The organism is Sphingomonas sp. CD22 (genome assembly GCF_034556155.1).
Taxonomy (GTDB): Bacteria; Pseudomonadota; Alphaproteobacteria; order Sphingomonadales; family Sphingomonadaceae; genus Sphingomonas.
The window spans coordinates 70,980-86,483 of record NZ_JAYDYX010000008.1; the positions used below are offsets into that span (position 1 = coordinate 70,980).

At 68.7% G+C, this 15,504-nt stretch carries 21 protein-coding genes; 7 read left to right on the plus strand and 14 right to left on the minus strand.

The window, feature by feature from the left end; all coding sequences use genetic code 11:
- Positions 1-100: 100 nt before the first annotated feature.
- Both SFC76_RS15655 and SFC76_RS15660 read right to left on the minus strand, forming a co-directional pair.
- Positions 101-1,327: an ABC transporter permease gene (locus SFC76_RS15655; RefSeq protein ID WP_322850342.1), complete on the minus strand. Its 1,227-nt coding sequence runs from the start codon at positions 1,325-1,327 to the stop codon at positions 101-103.
- Positions 1,324-2,298: an ABC transporter ATP-binding protein gene (locus SFC76_RS15660; protein ID WP_416222433.1), complete on the minus strand. Its 975-nt coding sequence runs from the start codon at positions 2,296-2,298 to the stop codon at positions 1,324-1,326. The genes SFC76_RS15655 and SFC76_RS15660 overlap by 4 nt, the downstream gene beginning before the upstream one ends.
- A 49-nt stretch (positions 2,299-2,347) precedes the next feature.
- Between SFC76_RS15660 and queG the strand changes: the two genes are divergently transcribed.
- Positions 2,348-3,406: a tRNA epoxyqueuosine(34) reductase QueG gene (gene queG, locus SFC76_RS15665; RefSeq protein WP_322850344.1), complete on the plus strand. Its 1,059-nt coding sequence runs from the start codon at positions 2,348-2,350 to the stop codon at positions 3,404-3,406.
- A gap of 6 nt (positions 3,407-3,412) precedes the next feature.
- On the opposite strand, the gene SFC76_RS15670 is transcribed toward queG, so the two are convergent.
- From SFC76_RS15670 to SFC76_RS15680, 3 genes are all read right to left on the minus strand, one after another.
- Positions 3,413-3,724: a hypothetical protein gene (locus SFC76_RS15670; RefSeq protein ID WP_322850345.1), complete on the minus strand. Its 312-nt coding sequence runs from the start codon at positions 3,722-3,724 to the stop codon at positions 3,413-3,415.
- Positions 3,725-4,245: 521 nt separating this feature from the next.
- Positions 4,246-4,611, minus strand: coding sequence for a hypothetical protein (locus SFC76_RS15675; RefSeq protein WP_322850346.1), 366 nt, complete (start codon positions 4,609-4,611; stop codon positions 4,246-4,248).
- Positions 4,608-5,297 carry an EI24 domain-containing protein gene (locus SFC76_RS15680; protein ID WP_322850462.1) on the minus strand — a complete coding sequence of 230 codons (690 nt, stop codon included), beginning with the start codon at positions 5,295-5,297 and terminating at the stop codon, positions 4,608-4,610. The genes SFC76_RS15675 and SFC76_RS15680 overlap by 4 nt, the downstream gene beginning before the upstream one ends.
- Positions 5,298-5,403: 106 nt before the next feature.
- On the opposite strand from SFC76_RS15680, the gene SFC76_RS15685 reads away from it, so the two are divergent.
- Complete coding sequence (locus tag SFC76_RS15685) at positions 5,404-6,402, plus strand: adenosine kinase (protein ID WP_322850347.1); 999 nt, start codon at positions 5,404-5,406, stop codon at positions 6,400-6,402.
- Positions 6,403-6,519: 117 nt separating this feature from the next.
- Here SFC76_RS15685 and SFC76_RS15690 read toward each other — a convergent pair whose 3' ends face one another.
- From SFC76_RS15690 to hisB, 9 genes are all read right to left on the minus strand, one after another.
- Positions 6,520-8,112 carry an amino acid permease gene (locus SFC76_RS15690; RefSeq protein WP_322850348.1) on the minus strand — a complete coding sequence of 531 codons (1,593 nt, stop codon included), beginning with the start codon at positions 8,110-8,112 and terminating at the stop codon, positions 6,520-6,522.
- A gap of 148 nt (positions 8,113-8,260) precedes the next feature.
- Positions 8,261-8,638: a histidine triad nucleotide-binding protein gene (locus SFC76_RS15695; protein ID WP_322850349.1), complete on the minus strand. Its 378-nt coding sequence runs from the start codon at positions 8,636-8,638 to the stop codon at positions 8,261-8,263.
- Between the two features lie 8 nt (positions 8,639-8,646).
- Entirely contained in the window at positions 8,647-8,955 is a 309-nt protein-coding gene (locus SFC76_RS15700) for a phosphoribosyl-ATP diphosphatase (protein WP_322850350.1), read from the minus strand.
- 32 nt (positions 8,956-8,987) lie between these two features.
- Positions 8,988-9,143 carry a hypothetical protein gene (locus tag SFC76_RS15705; protein WP_322850351.1) on the minus strand — a complete coding sequence of 52 codons (156 nt, stop codon included), beginning with the start codon at positions 9,141-9,143 and terminating at the stop codon, positions 8,988-8,990.
- Complete coding sequence (gene hisF, locus SFC76_RS15710; protein WP_322850352.1) at positions 9,140-9,910, minus strand: imidazole glycerol phosphate synthase subunit HisF; 771 nt, start codon at positions 9,908-9,910, stop codon at positions 9,140-9,142. Before hisF ends, SFC76_RS15705 begins: the two co-directional genes overlap by 4 nt.
- Before the next feature lie 166 nt (positions 9,911-10,076).
- Positions 10,077-10,814, minus strand: a complete 738-nt coding sequence (gene hisA, locus SFC76_RS15715; protein WP_322850353.1) for a 1-(5-phosphoribosyl)-5-[(5-phosphoribosylamino)methylideneamino]imidazole-4-carboxamide isomerase — start codon at positions 10,812-10,814, stop codon at positions 10,077-10,079.
- Positions 10,815-10,961: 147 nt separating this feature from the next.
- Positions 10,962-11,567, minus strand: coding sequence for an imidazole glycerol phosphate synthase subunit HisH (gene hisH / locus SFC76_RS15720; protein WP_322850354.1), 606 nt, complete (start codon positions 11,565-11,567; stop codon positions 10,962-10,964).
- Complete coding sequence (locus SFC76_RS15725) at positions 11,564-11,881, minus strand: YciI family protein (protein WP_322850355.1); 318 nt, start codon at positions 11,879-11,881, stop codon at positions 11,564-11,566. Before SFC76_RS15725 ends, hisH begins: the two co-directional genes overlap by 4 nt.
- Entirely contained in the window at positions 11,878-12,465 is a 588-nt protein-coding gene (gene hisB, locus SFC76_RS15730) for an imidazoleglycerol-phosphate dehydratase HisB (RefSeq protein WP_137899362.1), read from the minus strand. The genes SFC76_RS15725 and hisB overlap by 4 nt, the downstream gene beginning before the upstream one ends.
- A 75-nt stretch (positions 12,466-12,540) precedes the next feature.
- Here hisB and SFC76_RS15735 point away from each other — a divergent pair, with 75 nt between their 5' ends.
- From SFC76_RS15735 to SFC76_RS15755, 5 genes are all read left to right on the plus strand, one after another.
- The gene (locus tag SFC76_RS15735) at positions 12,541-13,026 is read left to right on the plus strand and encodes an SspB family protein (RefSeq protein ID WP_322850356.1); all 486 of its coding nucleotides are present in this window, start codon (positions 12,541-12,543) and stop codon (positions 13,024-13,026) included.
- A 2-nt stretch (positions 13,027-13,028) separates the two neighbouring features.
- Positions 13,029-13,442, plus strand: coding sequence for a GNAT family N-acetyltransferase (locus tag SFC76_RS15740; protein WP_322850357.1), 414 nt, complete (start codon positions 13,029-13,031; stop codon positions 13,440-13,442).
- Between the two features lie 76 nt (positions 13,443-13,518).
- On the plus strand, positions 13,519-14,907 hold the full coding sequence (fumC, locus tag SFC76_RS15745; protein ID WP_322850358.1) for a class II fumarate hydratase: 1,389 nt from the start codon (positions 13,519-13,521) through the stop codon (positions 14,905-14,907).
- A gap of 95 nt (positions 14,908-15,002) precedes the next feature.
- The gene (locus tag SFC76_RS15750; protein WP_322850359.1) at positions 15,003-15,218 is read left to right on the plus strand and encodes a hypothetical protein; all 216 of its coding nucleotides are present in this window, start codon (positions 15,003-15,005) and stop codon (positions 15,216-15,218) included.
- Positions 15,215-15,412 (plus strand): hypothetical protein, encoded by a 198-nt coding sequence (locus SFC76_RS15755; protein WP_322850360.1) that lies wholly within the window; start codon positions 15,215-15,217, stop codon positions 15,410-15,412. The genes SFC76_RS15750 and SFC76_RS15755 overlap by 4 nt, the downstream gene beginning before the upstream one ends.
- Positions 15,413-15,504: the final 92 nt, after the last annotated feature.

Consider the following 15,504-nt stretch of genomic DNA (forward strand, 5'->3'; position numbering starts at 1 on the left):
GGCGCGATGACAAGCGCGTCATCTGCGGAATTATTCTTGCGGCGTCGCTCCCGACCGTTCGTTCGCGAGCCCCGTCGATACCCGTTCCGGGGCGACGCGATCAGCCCGCCCGGCGCTTCCAGAACGGCTTGGCGCTGCCCGATTGCAGCACGCCGCGGCGGAACAGGCGCGCGCCGAGGGTGATGAAGATCGTCACCCACAGCAATTGCCACGCGATCGCCGCGACATGCGGCCACCAGTCCGGCGAGGTCGCGGCACGCCCGGCCATCGCGAACGGCGACGACAGCGGGAACAGCTGCGCCGCGGTGGCGACCCAACTGTCCGGCCGGCTGGTGCCGGCGAGCGCCAGCGCCAGCATCCCCATCTGCACGATCGAGATCGGCAGCGCGAGCATCTGGATCTCGCGCGGCGTCGAGGCCTGCGCGCCGACCACCAGAAAGGCCGAACCGAGCAGCAGATAGGCCATCGTGAAATAGACGAGGAACAGCGCGACGAACGCCGGCATGCCGACCGCCGCCTGGATCGCCAGCGACGACGCCACCTCGGGCGGCAGCAGCATGCCGAGCCGCGAGATGATCGTCCCCCAGAACACGACGAACAGCACCGCGACCCCGAACATGCCGAGCAGCTTGCCGAGGAACACGCTCTCCAGCGGCACCGCGGCGGCGAGCACCTCGATCACCTTGTTGTTGCGCTCCTCGGCCATCGTGCCGACCACCTGGCTGGCGAGGAAGAGGTTGAGCAGGAACACGCCGAACACCGCGAACGAGGCGGACTGGCGGCGATTGCCCGCCGATCCCCGCGGCCGTTCGGTCGGCGTCTTGGTCGCGGTGATCCGCGTCGGCGTGCCGCCCAGCCGCTCCGCCGCGATCGTCTCGGCGGCGAGCAGCGCGAGATAATCCGCGGCGCGCCCGCCGCGCGGCCCGTACAGCACCTGCGGCCGGTCGAGCGGGCCGTAAAGCACCGCGCTCGCCTCGAACGCGTCGCTGGCGAAGGCGGCGTGCGCCTGTGCGGCGGGATCGCGATCGGGCCGCTGCGTGACGAGCACCGGCGGCGCCTCGTCGTCGCGGCGGAAGGCGGTGCGCAGCCGCGTGTCCGCCGCCGCCATCGTCCGCGCCGTGGCATCGGGCAGAATCGCGACGATCCGCGACTTGTCGGCGCGGCTGTTCGCGACGCTCGCCGCGCCGATGCCGCCGATCGCCGAGAACGAACCGAGCAGCACCGGCGCGAGCAGGAACAGCAGGAAGACGGGCGTGAACACGGTCGCGACGAAATCGCGCCGCGCGATCGTCAGCGCCTGGCGGAAGGTGCGAACCGCATTGCTCATGCCGCCTCTCCCGCGTCGGTCGCCTTGCCGACGATGCGGACGAAGGCGTCGTGCAGCCCGGGTCGCTCGATCGACAGTCCGCCGATACCGTAACCGCGATCGATCAGCGTCACCAGCAACCCCTCGATCCCCTCCGCCGGAAGCTGGAAACGCCAGCCGGCCCCGCCCTGCACCCCAGCGTCCGCCACCGCGTCATGCGGCAGCACCTCGGCGATGGCCGCATCGGGGTGCGTCGGCAGATAGCGTACCCGGCTCGGCAGCGTGCCGCGCGCGTCGTCCACTGTCCCCTCGAACCGCCGCTTGCCGCCGGCGATGATCGCCAGCCGGTCGCAGACGCGCTCGGCATGCGCCATGATATGCGTCGAGAACAGCACCGTCGCGCCGCGGTCGCGCTCGGCGAGGATCAGCGCCTCCAGCTTTTCCTGATTGACCGGATCGAGCCCCGAAAACGGCTCGTCGAGCACCAGCAGATCGGGCCGATGCACCACCGAGCCGAGCAATTGCACTAGCTGCGCCATGCCCTTGGACAATTTCTTGATCTTCTCGTCGACCGCATGGCCGAGCCCCGCCGCCTCCATCAGCTCGGCGGCGCGCGCACGCCCCGTCCGCCGGTCGAGTCCGCGCAACGCGCCCATGAAAGCGATCGCGTCGCGCGCCTTCATCGACGGATACAGGCCGCGCTCCTCGGGCAGATAGCCCACCCGGTCGCTCGCCTCGCGCGGCGCAAAATGGCCGAGCACCGAACGCCGTCCCTCGTCGGGCTCGATGATGCCGAGCAAAGTGCGCAGCGTCGTCGTCTTGCCCGCGCCATTGGGGCCGAGCACGCCGTAGATCGCGCCGCGCGGCACCGCCAGATCGATACCGTCGACGACGCGCCGCTCGCCGAAGCGCTTCACCAGATGCTCGGCGAACACCGCCAGATCGTCAGCCAAACACCCGTCCCCCGTCCGACCCCAGGCTGCGCCACGCATCCCGAACGCGATGCGTGTGTTGCCGTGGCGCTTGTGGTAGCGGGCGGAGGTGTCCCAACACAAGCAGCAAGCCGAAATCGAACGCCGGATCAAGGCGAAGGCGGCCGAACTCGGCTTCGTCGCCTGCGGCATCGCGCGCGCCGATGCCGCGCCGCGGACCGCCGGGCGCTTACGCGAATGGCTGGACGAAGGGCGCCACGGCGACATGATCTGGATGGAGGAGCGCGCGCATCACCGCGGCTCGCCCGCCGGGCTATGGCCCGAGGTGCGCAGCATCGTCGCGCTCGGCATGAGCTACGCCCCCGCCGCCGACCCGCTGCGGCTGGCCGGGGAGGGCGAGCGTGGCCGCATCTCGGTCTATGCGCAGGGCGGCGATTATCACGACGTCATCAAGAAGGCGCTGAAGGCGCTCGGCCGCTGGCTGGCGCAGGAGGCGGGCTGCGACCTCAAGGTCTTCGTCGACACCGCGCCGGTGATGGAAAAGCCTTTGTCGGAGGCGGCCGGGCTCGGCTGGCAGGGCAAGCACACCAATCTGGTCAGCCGCGCGCATGGCAGCTGGCTGTTCCTCGGCGCGATCTACACGACGCTCGACCTCGTGCCCGACGTGCCCGGCCGCGACAGTTGCGGCTCGTGCGACGCCTGCCAGCGCGCCTGCCCGACCGACGCCTTTCCGACGCCCTATCGGCTCGATGCGCGCCGCTGCATCTCCTACCTGACGATCGAGCATGCCGGCCCGATCCCGCACGAATTCCGCGCCGCGATCGGCAACCGCATCTACGGCTGCGACGATTGCCTCGCGGTCTGCCCGTGGAACAAGTTCGCGGCGACCGCGGCGGCGAACATCGCCTTCCACCCCCGCGCCGAACTCACCACCCCCGCGCTCGCCGACCTGCTCGCGCTCGACGACGCCGACTTCCGCCAGGTCTTCGCCGGCTCCCCGATCAAGCGCATCGGCCGGGGCCGCATGGTCCGCAACGCCGCGATCGCCGCCGGTAACAGCGGTGAGCCGGCATTGCTGCCGGTGCTGGAGCGACTGTGCGGCGACGACGACCCGGTGGTGGCGGAAGCCGCGGGCTGGGCGGCGGATCGACTGCGTACGCTGGGGTAACCTGAATCAGCGAAGAAGGAGGCGGTTGATCCGGCGGCGGAGATAGCGCGCGTGATGGTCGGACAGGGTTCCGCCGTCCTCCGCCTGGAATTGGCGTGCCTGATCGCGGATCGCCGTGGCCCAGGCGATGCGTTGCCGGCGCATCGTCGGCGTGTCATCCGCGTTCCACGAGCCGAACACACCGTTATCAATGATCCGCGAAACGCCGCCGAACTGCATGTTGCCGGCGGCGCCGGCCACTCCGGGATTGGGCTGGGTCTGCGCCGCGACGGGCATCGCGACAAGAAGGCCAAGCAGGGTGACGATCCGTTTCATCATCGTTCTCCGATCCGACAGATACAGGACGCTGGAACCGCGACGTGGTTCCGACTCGGGAAGGCAATGGTATCGCACATCGATTATAGCCGGTGAAGTTTTCGCCGACGATCATTTCGACGACAGCGATTAATTCGGCAGTGCCACGCCCATGACGCAGCGACGATCCTCACCGTCATTTGCCGCCATTTCAATGGTATCCGGAAGGTCTGCCATCGGGGCCGGATCGACTGGCTACCCGAATGACGGGGCGGCCTGTATCAAGACGCACATCGCCATCGCGACGATATCGCGGCAGGATTGAAGTAGATGCGGATGCCGTACCGACGCAGCGAAAGCGTGCGATATCGGTGGTAACATGCTGACGGCCCCCGATCATGTTGGCCGTCCTGTCCTACAGTGCTTCGACATGCTATCGGCGAATCGGAAACCCGCTCTGTCTCATCGGTGCAGAAACGGAAACGATCAGGGGGTGATCGTTTCCATTAAGGTGTCCATCTTGTCCAAGTCGAACGCAGGCTGACCTATTTTCCGCCGTCGCGGCGGGTCAGTGCGGCGACGCAGCTCGCGCGGTCGATCGTGCTGCCGTCGGGCTCGCGCGCGTCGAGATAGGTGACGCGCGGCGCTTCCGATCCCTCGGGGTAGAGATAGGCGTCGAGCACGCAGATCGGCCCGGCGAACTGGAGCTTGCGCGCGGCGCCCTCGCGGATGTCGGCGTCGGGCTTGCCGAACAGCGTCACCAGCCCCGCCTCGTCCTGGCCGATCACGCGTTCCAGCCCGGCGCTGGTGTAGGGGACGACGGGGCGGCTCACCACCGCCGGTGCGACCGCGCCCGGCGCGGCGCAGGCGGCCGCGAACAGCGCCAGTCCCAATGCCGCCAGTGCCTTCATGCGCGCGTCCCCCGTTGCGACGCGTGGAACAGATGCGTCGCCATCGCCGCGCCGAGGATCGGCGCGACCAGATTGACGAGCGGAACCACGAACAGCCCGGTGCCGACAAGCCCCAGCACGAAACGCTGCGCGCGCGTCGCCCCGCGCCAGCCCCGCATCGTCGCATCGTCCATATGCCGGCTCGCCACCATCTCGCCGAGGTCGCGGCCGAGCAGCACCGCATTGACCAGGAAGAAGGCGATCGCCGGCCCGATCGCGGTGAACAGCAGCGCGAGATAGACCGGCACCATCAGCAGGTTGAGCGCCACCGCGCGCCCTGCCGAGCCGAGCCCCATGCGCAGCGACCGCGCGAGGCGTACCGGCCGCGCCGCGGCATGCGCGGCGGGATAATGGCGCGCCTCGACCGCGGCGACCACCTCGTCGCCGAACACGCCGAGCACCGCCACCGCGATCACCCGGAACAGCAGCCATGCGCCGAGCACCAGCAGCACCACCACCGCCGCACCGGCGAGGCCACCGCCATATCCGTCGCCGACCCACGCCGCGAACAGCGTCCGCAGCCCCGCATAGAGCGCGGCGCCCAGCGCGGCGAAGATCGCCAGCGTCACCAGCAGCGACTTGCCGAGCACGCGCAATATGGCGGGCTGGCCGAGCTGGCCGATCGAGAGGGTGAGGGCGCGCAGCATCGCGCCGGGGTGGCGGGCGGCGGCGCGCGCGTCAACCACCGCCACGTTGCGTGGGGGGGCGGCTGGCCCTAGGGACGGCCTTTACGTTTTCCCCGGAGCCCTATCCTTGTCCCAGCCCAAATATGACGTGGTCGCGATCGGCAATGCGATCGTCGACGTGCTTTCCCAGGCCGACGACGCCTTCATCGATTCGATCGGCGTCGCCAAGGGCTCGATGCAATTGATGTTCTCGCCCGAGGATGCCGACGCGCTCTACGCCAAGATGGGGCCGGGGCGCGAGGTGTCGGGTGGATCGGCGGCGAACACCGTCGCGGGGATCGCGGCACTCGGCGGCCGCACCGCGTTCATCGGTCAGGTCGCCGACGACCAGCTCGGCGAGGTCTTCGCGCACGACATCCGCGCCGCCGGCGTCGATTTCGCCACCGCGGTCCGCCCCGGCCAGCCGACCACCGCGCGCTGCCTGATCTTCGTCACGCCCGACGGCCAGCGGACGATGAACACCTATCTCGGCGCCTCGCAATTCCTGCCCGAGAGCGCGCTCGACCTGTCGGTGATCGAGGATGCGGCGATCCTGTATCTCGAAGGCTATCTCTGGGACCCCGAGGAGCCCCGCGCCGCGATGCGGGCGGCGATCGAGGCGGCGCGCAAGGCGGGCCGCAAGGTCGCCTTCACGCTGTCCGACGTGTTCTGCATCGGCCGTCACGGCGGCGACTTCCGCCAGCTGATCGCCGACGGCCTGATCGACATCCTGTTCGCCAACGAGGGCGAACTGACCGCGCTCGCCGAGACCGAGGATTTCGACGCGGCGGTCGCCAGGCTCTCGGCGCAGGTGCCGACCCTGGTCGTGACCCGCGGCGAGGCGGGCGCCTGCGCGATCCAGCACGGCACCCGCGCCGAGGTGACCGCGGAGCCGATCGCCAAGGTGGTCGACACGACCGGCGCGGGCGACCTGTTCGCGGCGGGCTTCCTCCACGGCCAGGCGCAGGGCAAGGGGCTGGAACAGTCGCTCAAGCTCGGCGCGATCTGCGCGGCGGAGATCATCAGCCACTTCGGCGCCCGCCCCAACGTCGACATGAAAGCCCTCGCCGCCGCCAAGCTCGGCTGAGGCCCGCGCTCCTTCTTCCGACGGGAGGGGGAGCGGACGGCGCGCTTCCGCGCCTTCGCGCGCATGAAAAAGGCCGGGGGATCGCTCCCCCGGCCCGGTATGTGAAAGCGACCCCGATCAGTCGACCGGCTTGGCCAGCTCCGGCTGCATCGCCGGATCGTCGACCGTGTCGAAGATCCCGCGGCCGACGTACGACCGGCTGCGGCTGTACCCGAAATAGATCACCAGCCCGATCAGCCCCCAGCAGGGCAGGACCAGCTTGGCGGTCAGCGGCAGCGACAGATAGAGGCCGACGCAGCCGATGATCGCCAGCGGCGCGACGATGAACACCGCCGGCGTGCGGAACGGCCGCTTGCGACCCGGATCGGTCCGGCGCAGCACCATCACCGACACCGCCACCATGAAGAACGCGAACAGCGTCCCCGCGTTGGAATAATCGGCGAGCTTACCGACCGGCAGCACCGCCGCCGCGACCGCCGCGGCGATGCCGGTGACGACCGTGACGACGTGGGGCGTGCGGAACTTGGGGTGCACCGACGCCAGTTTCTCGGGCAGCAGGCCGTCGCGCGCCATGGTGAAGAAGATGCGCGTCTGGCCGAACATCATCATCAACACCACCGACGGCAACGCCAGCACCGCGGCGAGGCCGACGAGCCGGCCGATCGCCGGCCAGCCGATCGTGTCGAGGACATGGACCAGCGCCTCCTTCGAACAGACCAGCGGCTCGATCGCGCCGGTGGCGACGATCGATGCGCAACGGCCGGCCATCTCGGCCGATCCGGGGGCGAGCACCTGGCCGGCGGTCATCACCGGCTGCGCGCCGATCGCGCCGATCGCGCCGCTGGCGACGAGCAGATAGAAGATGGTGCAGATGATGAGGCTGCCGATCAGGCCGATCGGCACGTTGCGCTGCGGGTTCTTGGTTTCCTCGGCGGCAGTCGAGACCGCGTCGAAGCCGACATACGCGAAGAAGATCGACGCCGCGGCGCCGAACACGCCGACGCCACCGGTCGGCAGGAACGGATCGAAGTTGGTCGCCTTGGCGACCGGGATGGTCAGGGCGACGAAGGCGGTGAGCGCGGCGATCTTGATCAGCACCAGCACCGAATTGACCCGCGCGCTCTCGGTCGTGCCGATGATCAGCAGCCAGGTGACGAAGCCGACGACGATCACCGCGGGCACGTTGACCCAGCCGCCGACCGCCATCGCGGTCTGCAGATCGACGTTCGGCGTCGCGCCGAACGCGACCTGCATGTGCGCCATCAGCGCATCGGCATTGCTGATCGATGCGGGGAAGGCGACGCCGAGACCCCGCAACAGGCCGACCGCATGGTTCGACCAGCCGACCGCGACCGCGCTCGCGCCGACCGCATATTCGAGGATCAGCGCCCAGCCGACCATCCAGGCGAGCAATTCACCGACGACCGCATAGGAATAGGTATAGGCCGATCCCGACACCGGCACCATCGAGGCGAGCTCGGAATAGCAGAGCGCCGCGACCGCGCAGACGAAGCCGGCGACGACGAACGACAGCAACATGCCCGGGCCGGCCTTCTGCGCGGCTTCCGAGGTGAGAACGAAGATACCGGTGCCGATGACGGCGCCGATCCCCAACATGGTCAACTGGAACGCGCCGAGCGAGCGGTGCAGCCCGCGTTTTTCGGCGGTGGCGAGAATGGCGTCGAGTGGTTTGACGCGCCCGAAAATCATGCAGCTCTTCCCCCCATATGCGCACGGTCGTTGATCGCCGCCGCATGGTGAAGCAGCCGATGCTAACCCCAAATGGGACAGGTGCAATCCCTTATCTCGGCAAGGCACCCCGGAAGGCGTCCGTGGCGGGGACGGGCGCGCGGCGGGCTCAACCCGCCAGCATCGGTCCCAGCGGCTTGCCGCCGAACAGATGGACGTGGAGGTGCGGCACTTCCTGCCCGGCGTCGCCGCCGATATTGGCGAGCAAGCGATAGCCCGGCGCGACGAGACCGTGTTCGCGCGCGACATGACCGATCGCGCGGACGAAGCCGGCGATTTCCGCCTCCGATGCGCGTGCGCCGAAATCGTCCCACGACACGTACGGCCCGCGCGGGATCACCAGGATATGGACCGGCGCGACCGGCGCGATGTCGTGGAAGGCCACCGCATTATCGTCCTCATACACCCGCTTCGACGGAATCTCGTCGCGCAGGATCTTGGCGAAGACGTTCTGGTCGTCATAGGGCAGGGTAGCGTCGATCGGCATAGATCCTCCTAGCGCGAGGCTTTCTCGTCATGGCCCGACACGCCTTCGCGGCGGGCGAGTTCGGCGCGGACGTCGTCCAGCCCCAGTCCGGCATCGGCGAGCAGGACCAGCAGATGGAAGACGAGGTCCGCGGCTTCCGACGCGAGTGTATCGGGTTCGGCGAGCGCCGCGATCACCGTCTCGGTGGCTTCCTCGCCGACCTTCTGCGCGATCTTCGGCCGTCCCTTGGCGAACAGGCTGGCGACATAGGAGCTGCCGGGTTCGGCGGCGTCGCGGCGGGCGCGGATGGTGGCTTCCAGGCGGTCGAGCGGGTCCATGGCCCCCGCTTGGCGCGGGAGGAGGGTCCGGGTCAATCCTTCCTGGTGAACCGTCGCCGCAACGCCCGCCGGACGAGCCAAACGCCGACCGCCGCGACGACGAACAGCGCGAGGTCCGACCATTCGGGACCGGTCTTGCGATGGACGATGCCGGAATGGCCGCCCGCGACCGAGAGGAGCGGGATCATGCCGCGAGCGGGCGGCGCACCGGAATCCCCGCCGCCGCCAGCGCGTCGTGCGCATCGGCGACGCTCGCCTCGCCGAAGTGGAAGATCGACGCGGCGAGCACCGCGCTGGCATGGCCGTCGCGGATGCCGGCGACGAGATCGTCGAGCCCGCCGACGCCGCCGCTCGCCACCACCGGTACGCTGACCCGGTCGGCGATCGCGCGGACCAAGGCGAGGTCGTAACCGCTGCGCGTGCCGTCGCGGTCCATCGAGGTGACCAGCAACTCGCCCGCACCCAGCTCGGCGAGGTGCAGCGCATGGTCGATCGCGTCGAGCCCGGTCGGCCGACGGCCGCCGTGGGTGAACACCTCCCAGCGCTCCCCGACGCGGCGTGCGTCGACCGAGGCGACGCAGCATTGGCTGCCGAACCGCTCGGCGATGTCGGCGACGACCTCGGGCCGCGCGACCGCGGCGGAATTGACCGCGACCTTGTCCGCACCGGCGAGCAGCAGCGCGCGCGCATCCTCGGCGCTGCGCACGCCGCCTCCGACGGTCAGCGGCATGAAGCATACCGCCGCGGTGCGCCGCACGACGTCGAGGATCGTCCCGCGATCCTCGTGGCTGGCGGTGATGTCGAGGAAGCAGAGTTCGTCGGCACCGGCGGCGTCATAGGCGCGCGCCTGTTCGACCGGATCGCCGGCGTCGCGCAGCTCGACGAAATTGACGCCCTTGACGACGCGACCGTTGGCGACGTCGAGACAGGGGATCACGCGGGCGCGAACGGTCATGCGGCAGCCCTCGAGTAGGTTGGTTCACGCGAAGACGCGAAGACGCGAAGAGGGCGTACCCCAAGCAGGCGCTGGCGGTCGGCAGACCATATTCTGCCTTCGGCGATGGCAGGCCAGCGCTTCCGTACACCGGACATCGTCGCGTCTTCGCGTCTTCGCGCGATCATCATTCCGCTCCCTGCGCGACGCTCAGCGCGGCGGCGAGATCGAGCCGCCCGTCGTAGAGCGCGCGGCCGGTGATGACGCCCTCGACGCCGTCGCGGACGTGGAGCGCGAGGACGTGGATTTCGGCGATGCCCTTGACGCCGCCGCTGGCGATCACCGGGATCGACACTGAGCGGGCGAGATCGACCGTCGCCTCGACGTTGCAGCCCTTGAGCAGCCCGTCGCGGCCGACGTCGGTGAACAGGAGCGACGCCACCCCCGCATCCTCGAACCGCCGCGCGAGATCGACGACGCTGGTTGTCGAGACGTCCGCCCAGCCCTTGGTCGCGACCATGCCGTCGCGCGCATCGACCGCGACGACGACGCCGCCGGGGAAGTCGCGTGCCGCGCCGCGGACGAACTCGGGGTCCTCGAGCGCCGCGGTGCCGATCACGACGCGCGACACGCCGAGGTCGAACCAGCGTTCGACGCTGGCGCGGTTGCGGATGCCGCCGCCGAGCTGGACGTGGCCGGGGAAGCGCTCGACGATGCCGCGTACCGCCTCGCCGTTGATCGATTCGCCGGCGAAGGCGCCGTCGAGGTCGACGACGTGGAGATGCTGCGCACCGGCTTCGGCGAACAGCATCGCCTGTGCGGCGGGATCGTCGCCATAGACGGTGGCACGATCCATATCGCCCTCGGCGAGGCGCACGACCTGACCGCCCTTGAGGTCAATGGCGGGGAAGACGATGAGGCTCATATCATTCCTCCCTCGCTTTAGCGGGGGAGGGGGACCGCCGGCCGTAGGCCGGTGGTGGAGGGGGCGTTTCCGCAACCGCGGACCTTACCGTATCCTCCCCCTCCGTCAGCTTCGCTGCCACCTCCCCCTGGCGGGGGAGGACTGAAGTCATGGCCGCCATGCGAGAAACCTTTCAAGCATCGCCAGCCCGTAACGCTGGCTCTTTTCGGGGTGGAACTGCACGCCGAGCATCGTGTCGCGCGCGATCGCCGCGGTAACCGGACCGGCATGGTCGCTGGTCGCGATCACGTCCTCGCCCTCATAGGCATAGCTGTGCAGGAAATAGGCCTCGCCCGCCGGCACTAGCGGATGCTCGCCGGTCGGCACGACATCGTTCCAGCCCATATGCGGCACCTTGGCGTCCATCGTGCCGGGTTCGAGCCGTCGCACGCGCCCGCGCACCCAGCCGAGCCCGCGATGCTGGCCCATCTCTTCGCCCACGTCCGCCATCAGCTGCATCCCGACGCAGACGCCGAGGAACGGCACGCCCTCCTGCCGGACGCGGCGCTCCATCGCCTCGACCATGCCGGGTACGCCGCGCAACGCAGTGGCGCAGGCGCCGAACGCGCCGACGCCGGGCAGCACGATACGGTCGGCCTTCGCCACCACATCGGCATCCGCGGTGACGGTCAGATCAATCGCCCCCGCTGCGCGCAGCGCATTCTCGACCGAATGGAGATTGCCCGCGCCGTAATCGATCAGCGCGATGGTCATGACAGCAGGTCGGCGAGCGGCGTCGCCGCCATGCTGGCGGTGAAGGGGATGATCTCCGCCGTCGCGAGCCCGCGCGATACGAACGGGTCCTTGGCGATCAGCTCCTCGGTCACTTTCTTCCCGCCGATCGCGATGATGATGCCGCCGGTGCGCGGCTGTTTGCGGCCGGAAGCGAGCAGCAGGCCATTGGCGTAGGCATCCGAAAGCCAGTCGACGTGATCGCTCATCGCCGCGTCGATCGCGTCGAGATCGTCGCCATAGGTCAGCGACACGACGCACATGCTGGTGCCGGGGCGGACGAAGGGCTCGCTCACAACACGCCCTTGGTCGAGGGGATAGCATCCGCCTTGCGCGGGTCGATCTCGACCGCGGTACGCAGCGCGCGGGCGAGGCCCTTGTATGCCGCCTCGACGATATGATGGTTGTTGCTGCCGTACAGCGTCTCGACGTGGAGCGTGATCCCCGCCGTCTGCGCGAAGCTGTGGAACCAATGTTCGATCAGCTCGGTGTCGAGCTCGCCGAGCCGCGAGACGGTGAAGGCGGTCTTCCATACCAGCCACGGCCGCCCCGAAATGTCGAGCGCCACCCGGGTCAGCGTCTCGTCCATCGGCGAAAGCGCGTCGCCGTAGCGGCGGATGCCGCGCTTGTCGCCGAGCGCCTGCGCCACCGCCTGCCCCAGCGCCAGCGCCGAATCCTCGACGGTGTGGTGGCCGTCGATGTGGAGGTCGCCGTCGACCTTGAGGTCGATGTCGATCAGGCCGTGGCGGCTGAGCTGTTCGACCATATGGTCGAGGAAGCCGATGCCGGTCTTGATCGAATAGACGCCGGTTCCGTCGAGGTTGACGGTGACGTCGATCCGCGTTTCGGCGGTGGAGCGGTTGATCGTGGCGATGCGCATGTCGGCTCGTCCCATAGGAGCGTGCGTCGTCACGCACAATCTTGACCCGACCGGGCGATACGCTACCCAAGGGGCATGACCGACGGCCTTCCCGATAGCCTTATCCCGTATGACGAGATCGTCCAGGAGGCGCTGCGTGCCGTGGTGGGCCGCGTGCTCGGCTCCGTCGCCGAATCGGGCGGCCTGCCCGGCGAGCATCATTTCTACATCACCTTCAAGACGCAGGCGCCCGGCGTCGACATCCCGCAGCGGCTGATCGAACGCTTCCCGGACGAGATGACGATCGTCCTGCAGAACCGCTATTGGGACCTGCTGGTCGACGAACGGAAGTTCTCGGTCGGCCTGAGCTTCAACCAGGTGCCCTCGAAGCTGGTCATTCCCTATTCGGCGATTACCGGCTTCCACGATCCGGCGGTCAATTTCGAGCTGCGCTTCCAGGCGACCGAAGACCCGAGCGACGGGCCGGAACCACATGACGAGGCCGAGAACGACGGCCCCACCGCGACGCCGGCGGCGGACGGCTCGAACGTGGTGAGCGTGGACTTCAAGCGGAAGAAGTGAGCATGATCGAGGTCGTCGCCGTGCCCGGAGATACGGAGCGCGACGCGATCCTCGCGCCGCTGGTCGCGTTCAACGATGCCGCGGTCGGCCCTACCGAACGCCATCCTGTCGCGATCGTCATCCGCAGCGACGATGGCGCGATCGCTGGCGGCCTATGGGGCATGGCGAGCTATCGCTGGCTGTTCGTGCAATATCTAGTGGTGCCGGCATCGATGCGGGGGCACGGGCACGGCAGCGCGTTGATGCTCGCCGCCGAGTCCGAGGCGAAGCGGCTCGATTGCGTCGGCCTGTGGCTCGACACGTTCAGTTTTCAGGCGCGGGGCTTTTACGAGAAGTTGGGCTATCGCTGCTTCGGTCAGATCGACGACTATCCGCCCGGTGAGGCACGGTTCTTCCTGTCGAAGCGGATCGCCTGACCCGGCATCGGTGTACTTGCCAGAGGCGTGTCACACGCCCTTGAATCGAGCGACCCCGCATTTGATATTACGTCGCATGAGCACCCGCACCGAAACCGATTCGATCGGCCCGATCGACGTTCCCGCCGACGCCTATTGGGGCGCACAGACCGAGCGTAGTCTCGAGAACTTCCCGTTCGGGCCGCGCGAGCGGATGCCGGTCGAGATCGTCCATGCGCTGGCGATCGTGAAGCAGGCGGCGGCGCGGGTGAACCGGCGGCATGGCCTCGCCGCCGAGAAGGCGGACGCGATCGAGGATGCGGCCGAGGAGATCGCCGCGGGCAGGCTCGACGACCAATTCCCGCTGGTCATCTGGCAGACCGGCAGCGGCACGCAGTCGAACATGAACGTCAACGAGGTGATCGCCGGCCGCGCCAACGAGCAGCTCGCCGGCACGCGCGGCGGCAAGACGCCGGTTCATCCCAATGACGACGTCAATCGCGGCCAGTCGTCCAACGACAGTTTCCCCACGGCGCTCCACGTCGCAGCGGCGCTGGCGGTAACGCGGCAGCTTTATCCCGCGCTCGACCGGTTGCACGCTGCGCTGGCCGCCAAGGCACGGGAATGGAACGATCTGGTCAAGATCGGCCGCACGCATCTTCAGGATGCGACGCCGCTGACGCTGGGGCAGGAATTCTCCGGCTATGTCCAGCAGCTCGCCAACGCCCGCGACCGAATCGCGGGCACGCTGGAGCGCAACATCATGCCGCTTGCGCAGGGGGGCACCGCGGTCGGGACCGGGCTGAACGCCCCCGAGGGCTTCGCCGAAGACGTGGCGGCGGAGATCGCGGCGCTCACCGGCCTGCCGTTCATCACCGCGCCCAACAAGTTCGAGGCGCTGGCATCGAACGACGGGCTGGTCGATCTGCATGGCACGCTCAACGTGCTCGCGGTGGCGCTGACCAAGATCGCCAACGATATCCGCCTGCTTGGTTCGGGGCCGCGATCGGGCCTGGGCGAATTGGAATTGCCAGCCAACGAGCCGGGTAGCTCGATCATGCCGGGCAAGGTCAATCCGACGCAGGCCGAGATGCTGACGATGGTCGCCGCGCAGGTGATGGGCAACAACGTCGCGGTCACCGTCGGCGGGTTGCAGGGGCATATGGAGCTCAACGTCTTCAAGCCGCTGATCGGCGCCAACGTGTTGCGGTCGATCGCGCTGCTCAGCGTCGGGATGCAGAGCTTCGCCGAGCGGACCGTCGACGGGCTGAAGGCGAATCGCGAGCGGATCGGGCAATTGGTCGAGCAATCGCTGATGCTCGTCACCGCGCTCGCGCCCGAGGTCGGCTATGACAATGCCGCCAAGATCGCCAAGCATGCGCATCAGAAGGGGCAGACGCTGAAACAGGCGGGGCTCGAACTGGGGCTGGTCGACGAGGCGACGTTCGATCGGCTGGTGCGACCGGAGACGATGATCGGGTGCTGACCCCGTCCGCGGGTAAGTACCGGAACGGTCCCGTTACGAGGAACTTCCCCGGCGTTCGCGCGCTTCCATGGCCGCAACGCTAAGAGGGGACGGACGTGAGCACCACCACCACGGGCGCGCTGATTGGCGCCGCGATCGATTCGATGTCTGGTGACGACGATGGCGTCGCCGACGGCGCGATCATCGGTGCGGTGACCGCCAATGTGCTGAAGGTCGTGCTGCCGCTCGCCGTCACTTACGCGGTGGGCTGGGCCGTGCTGCGCGGCGCAGCGGAACTGAAAGACCAGATTTTCGGAAAGGTGGAAGCATGATCGGCAAGATTATCGGTGCGCTCGTCGGGCGTGAAATGGGTCGGCGCGAGGGCCAGAACGGCCTGAAGGGTGCGGCGATCGGCGCATTGTCGATGGGTGCGATGCGGCGCATGGGGCCGCTCGGCCTGCTGATCGGCGGCGGCTATGTCGCCAAGAAGGCCTATGACCGGCGCCGTCAGTCGCGCGACATCTGATCGGTGATCCTCCCGCGCCCGGCGCGGGGGGACGTCCGCTTTCTCGACTTTTCAGCCGGCTGCGCTTGACGCCCGGCCCCGGCAGACGCCAC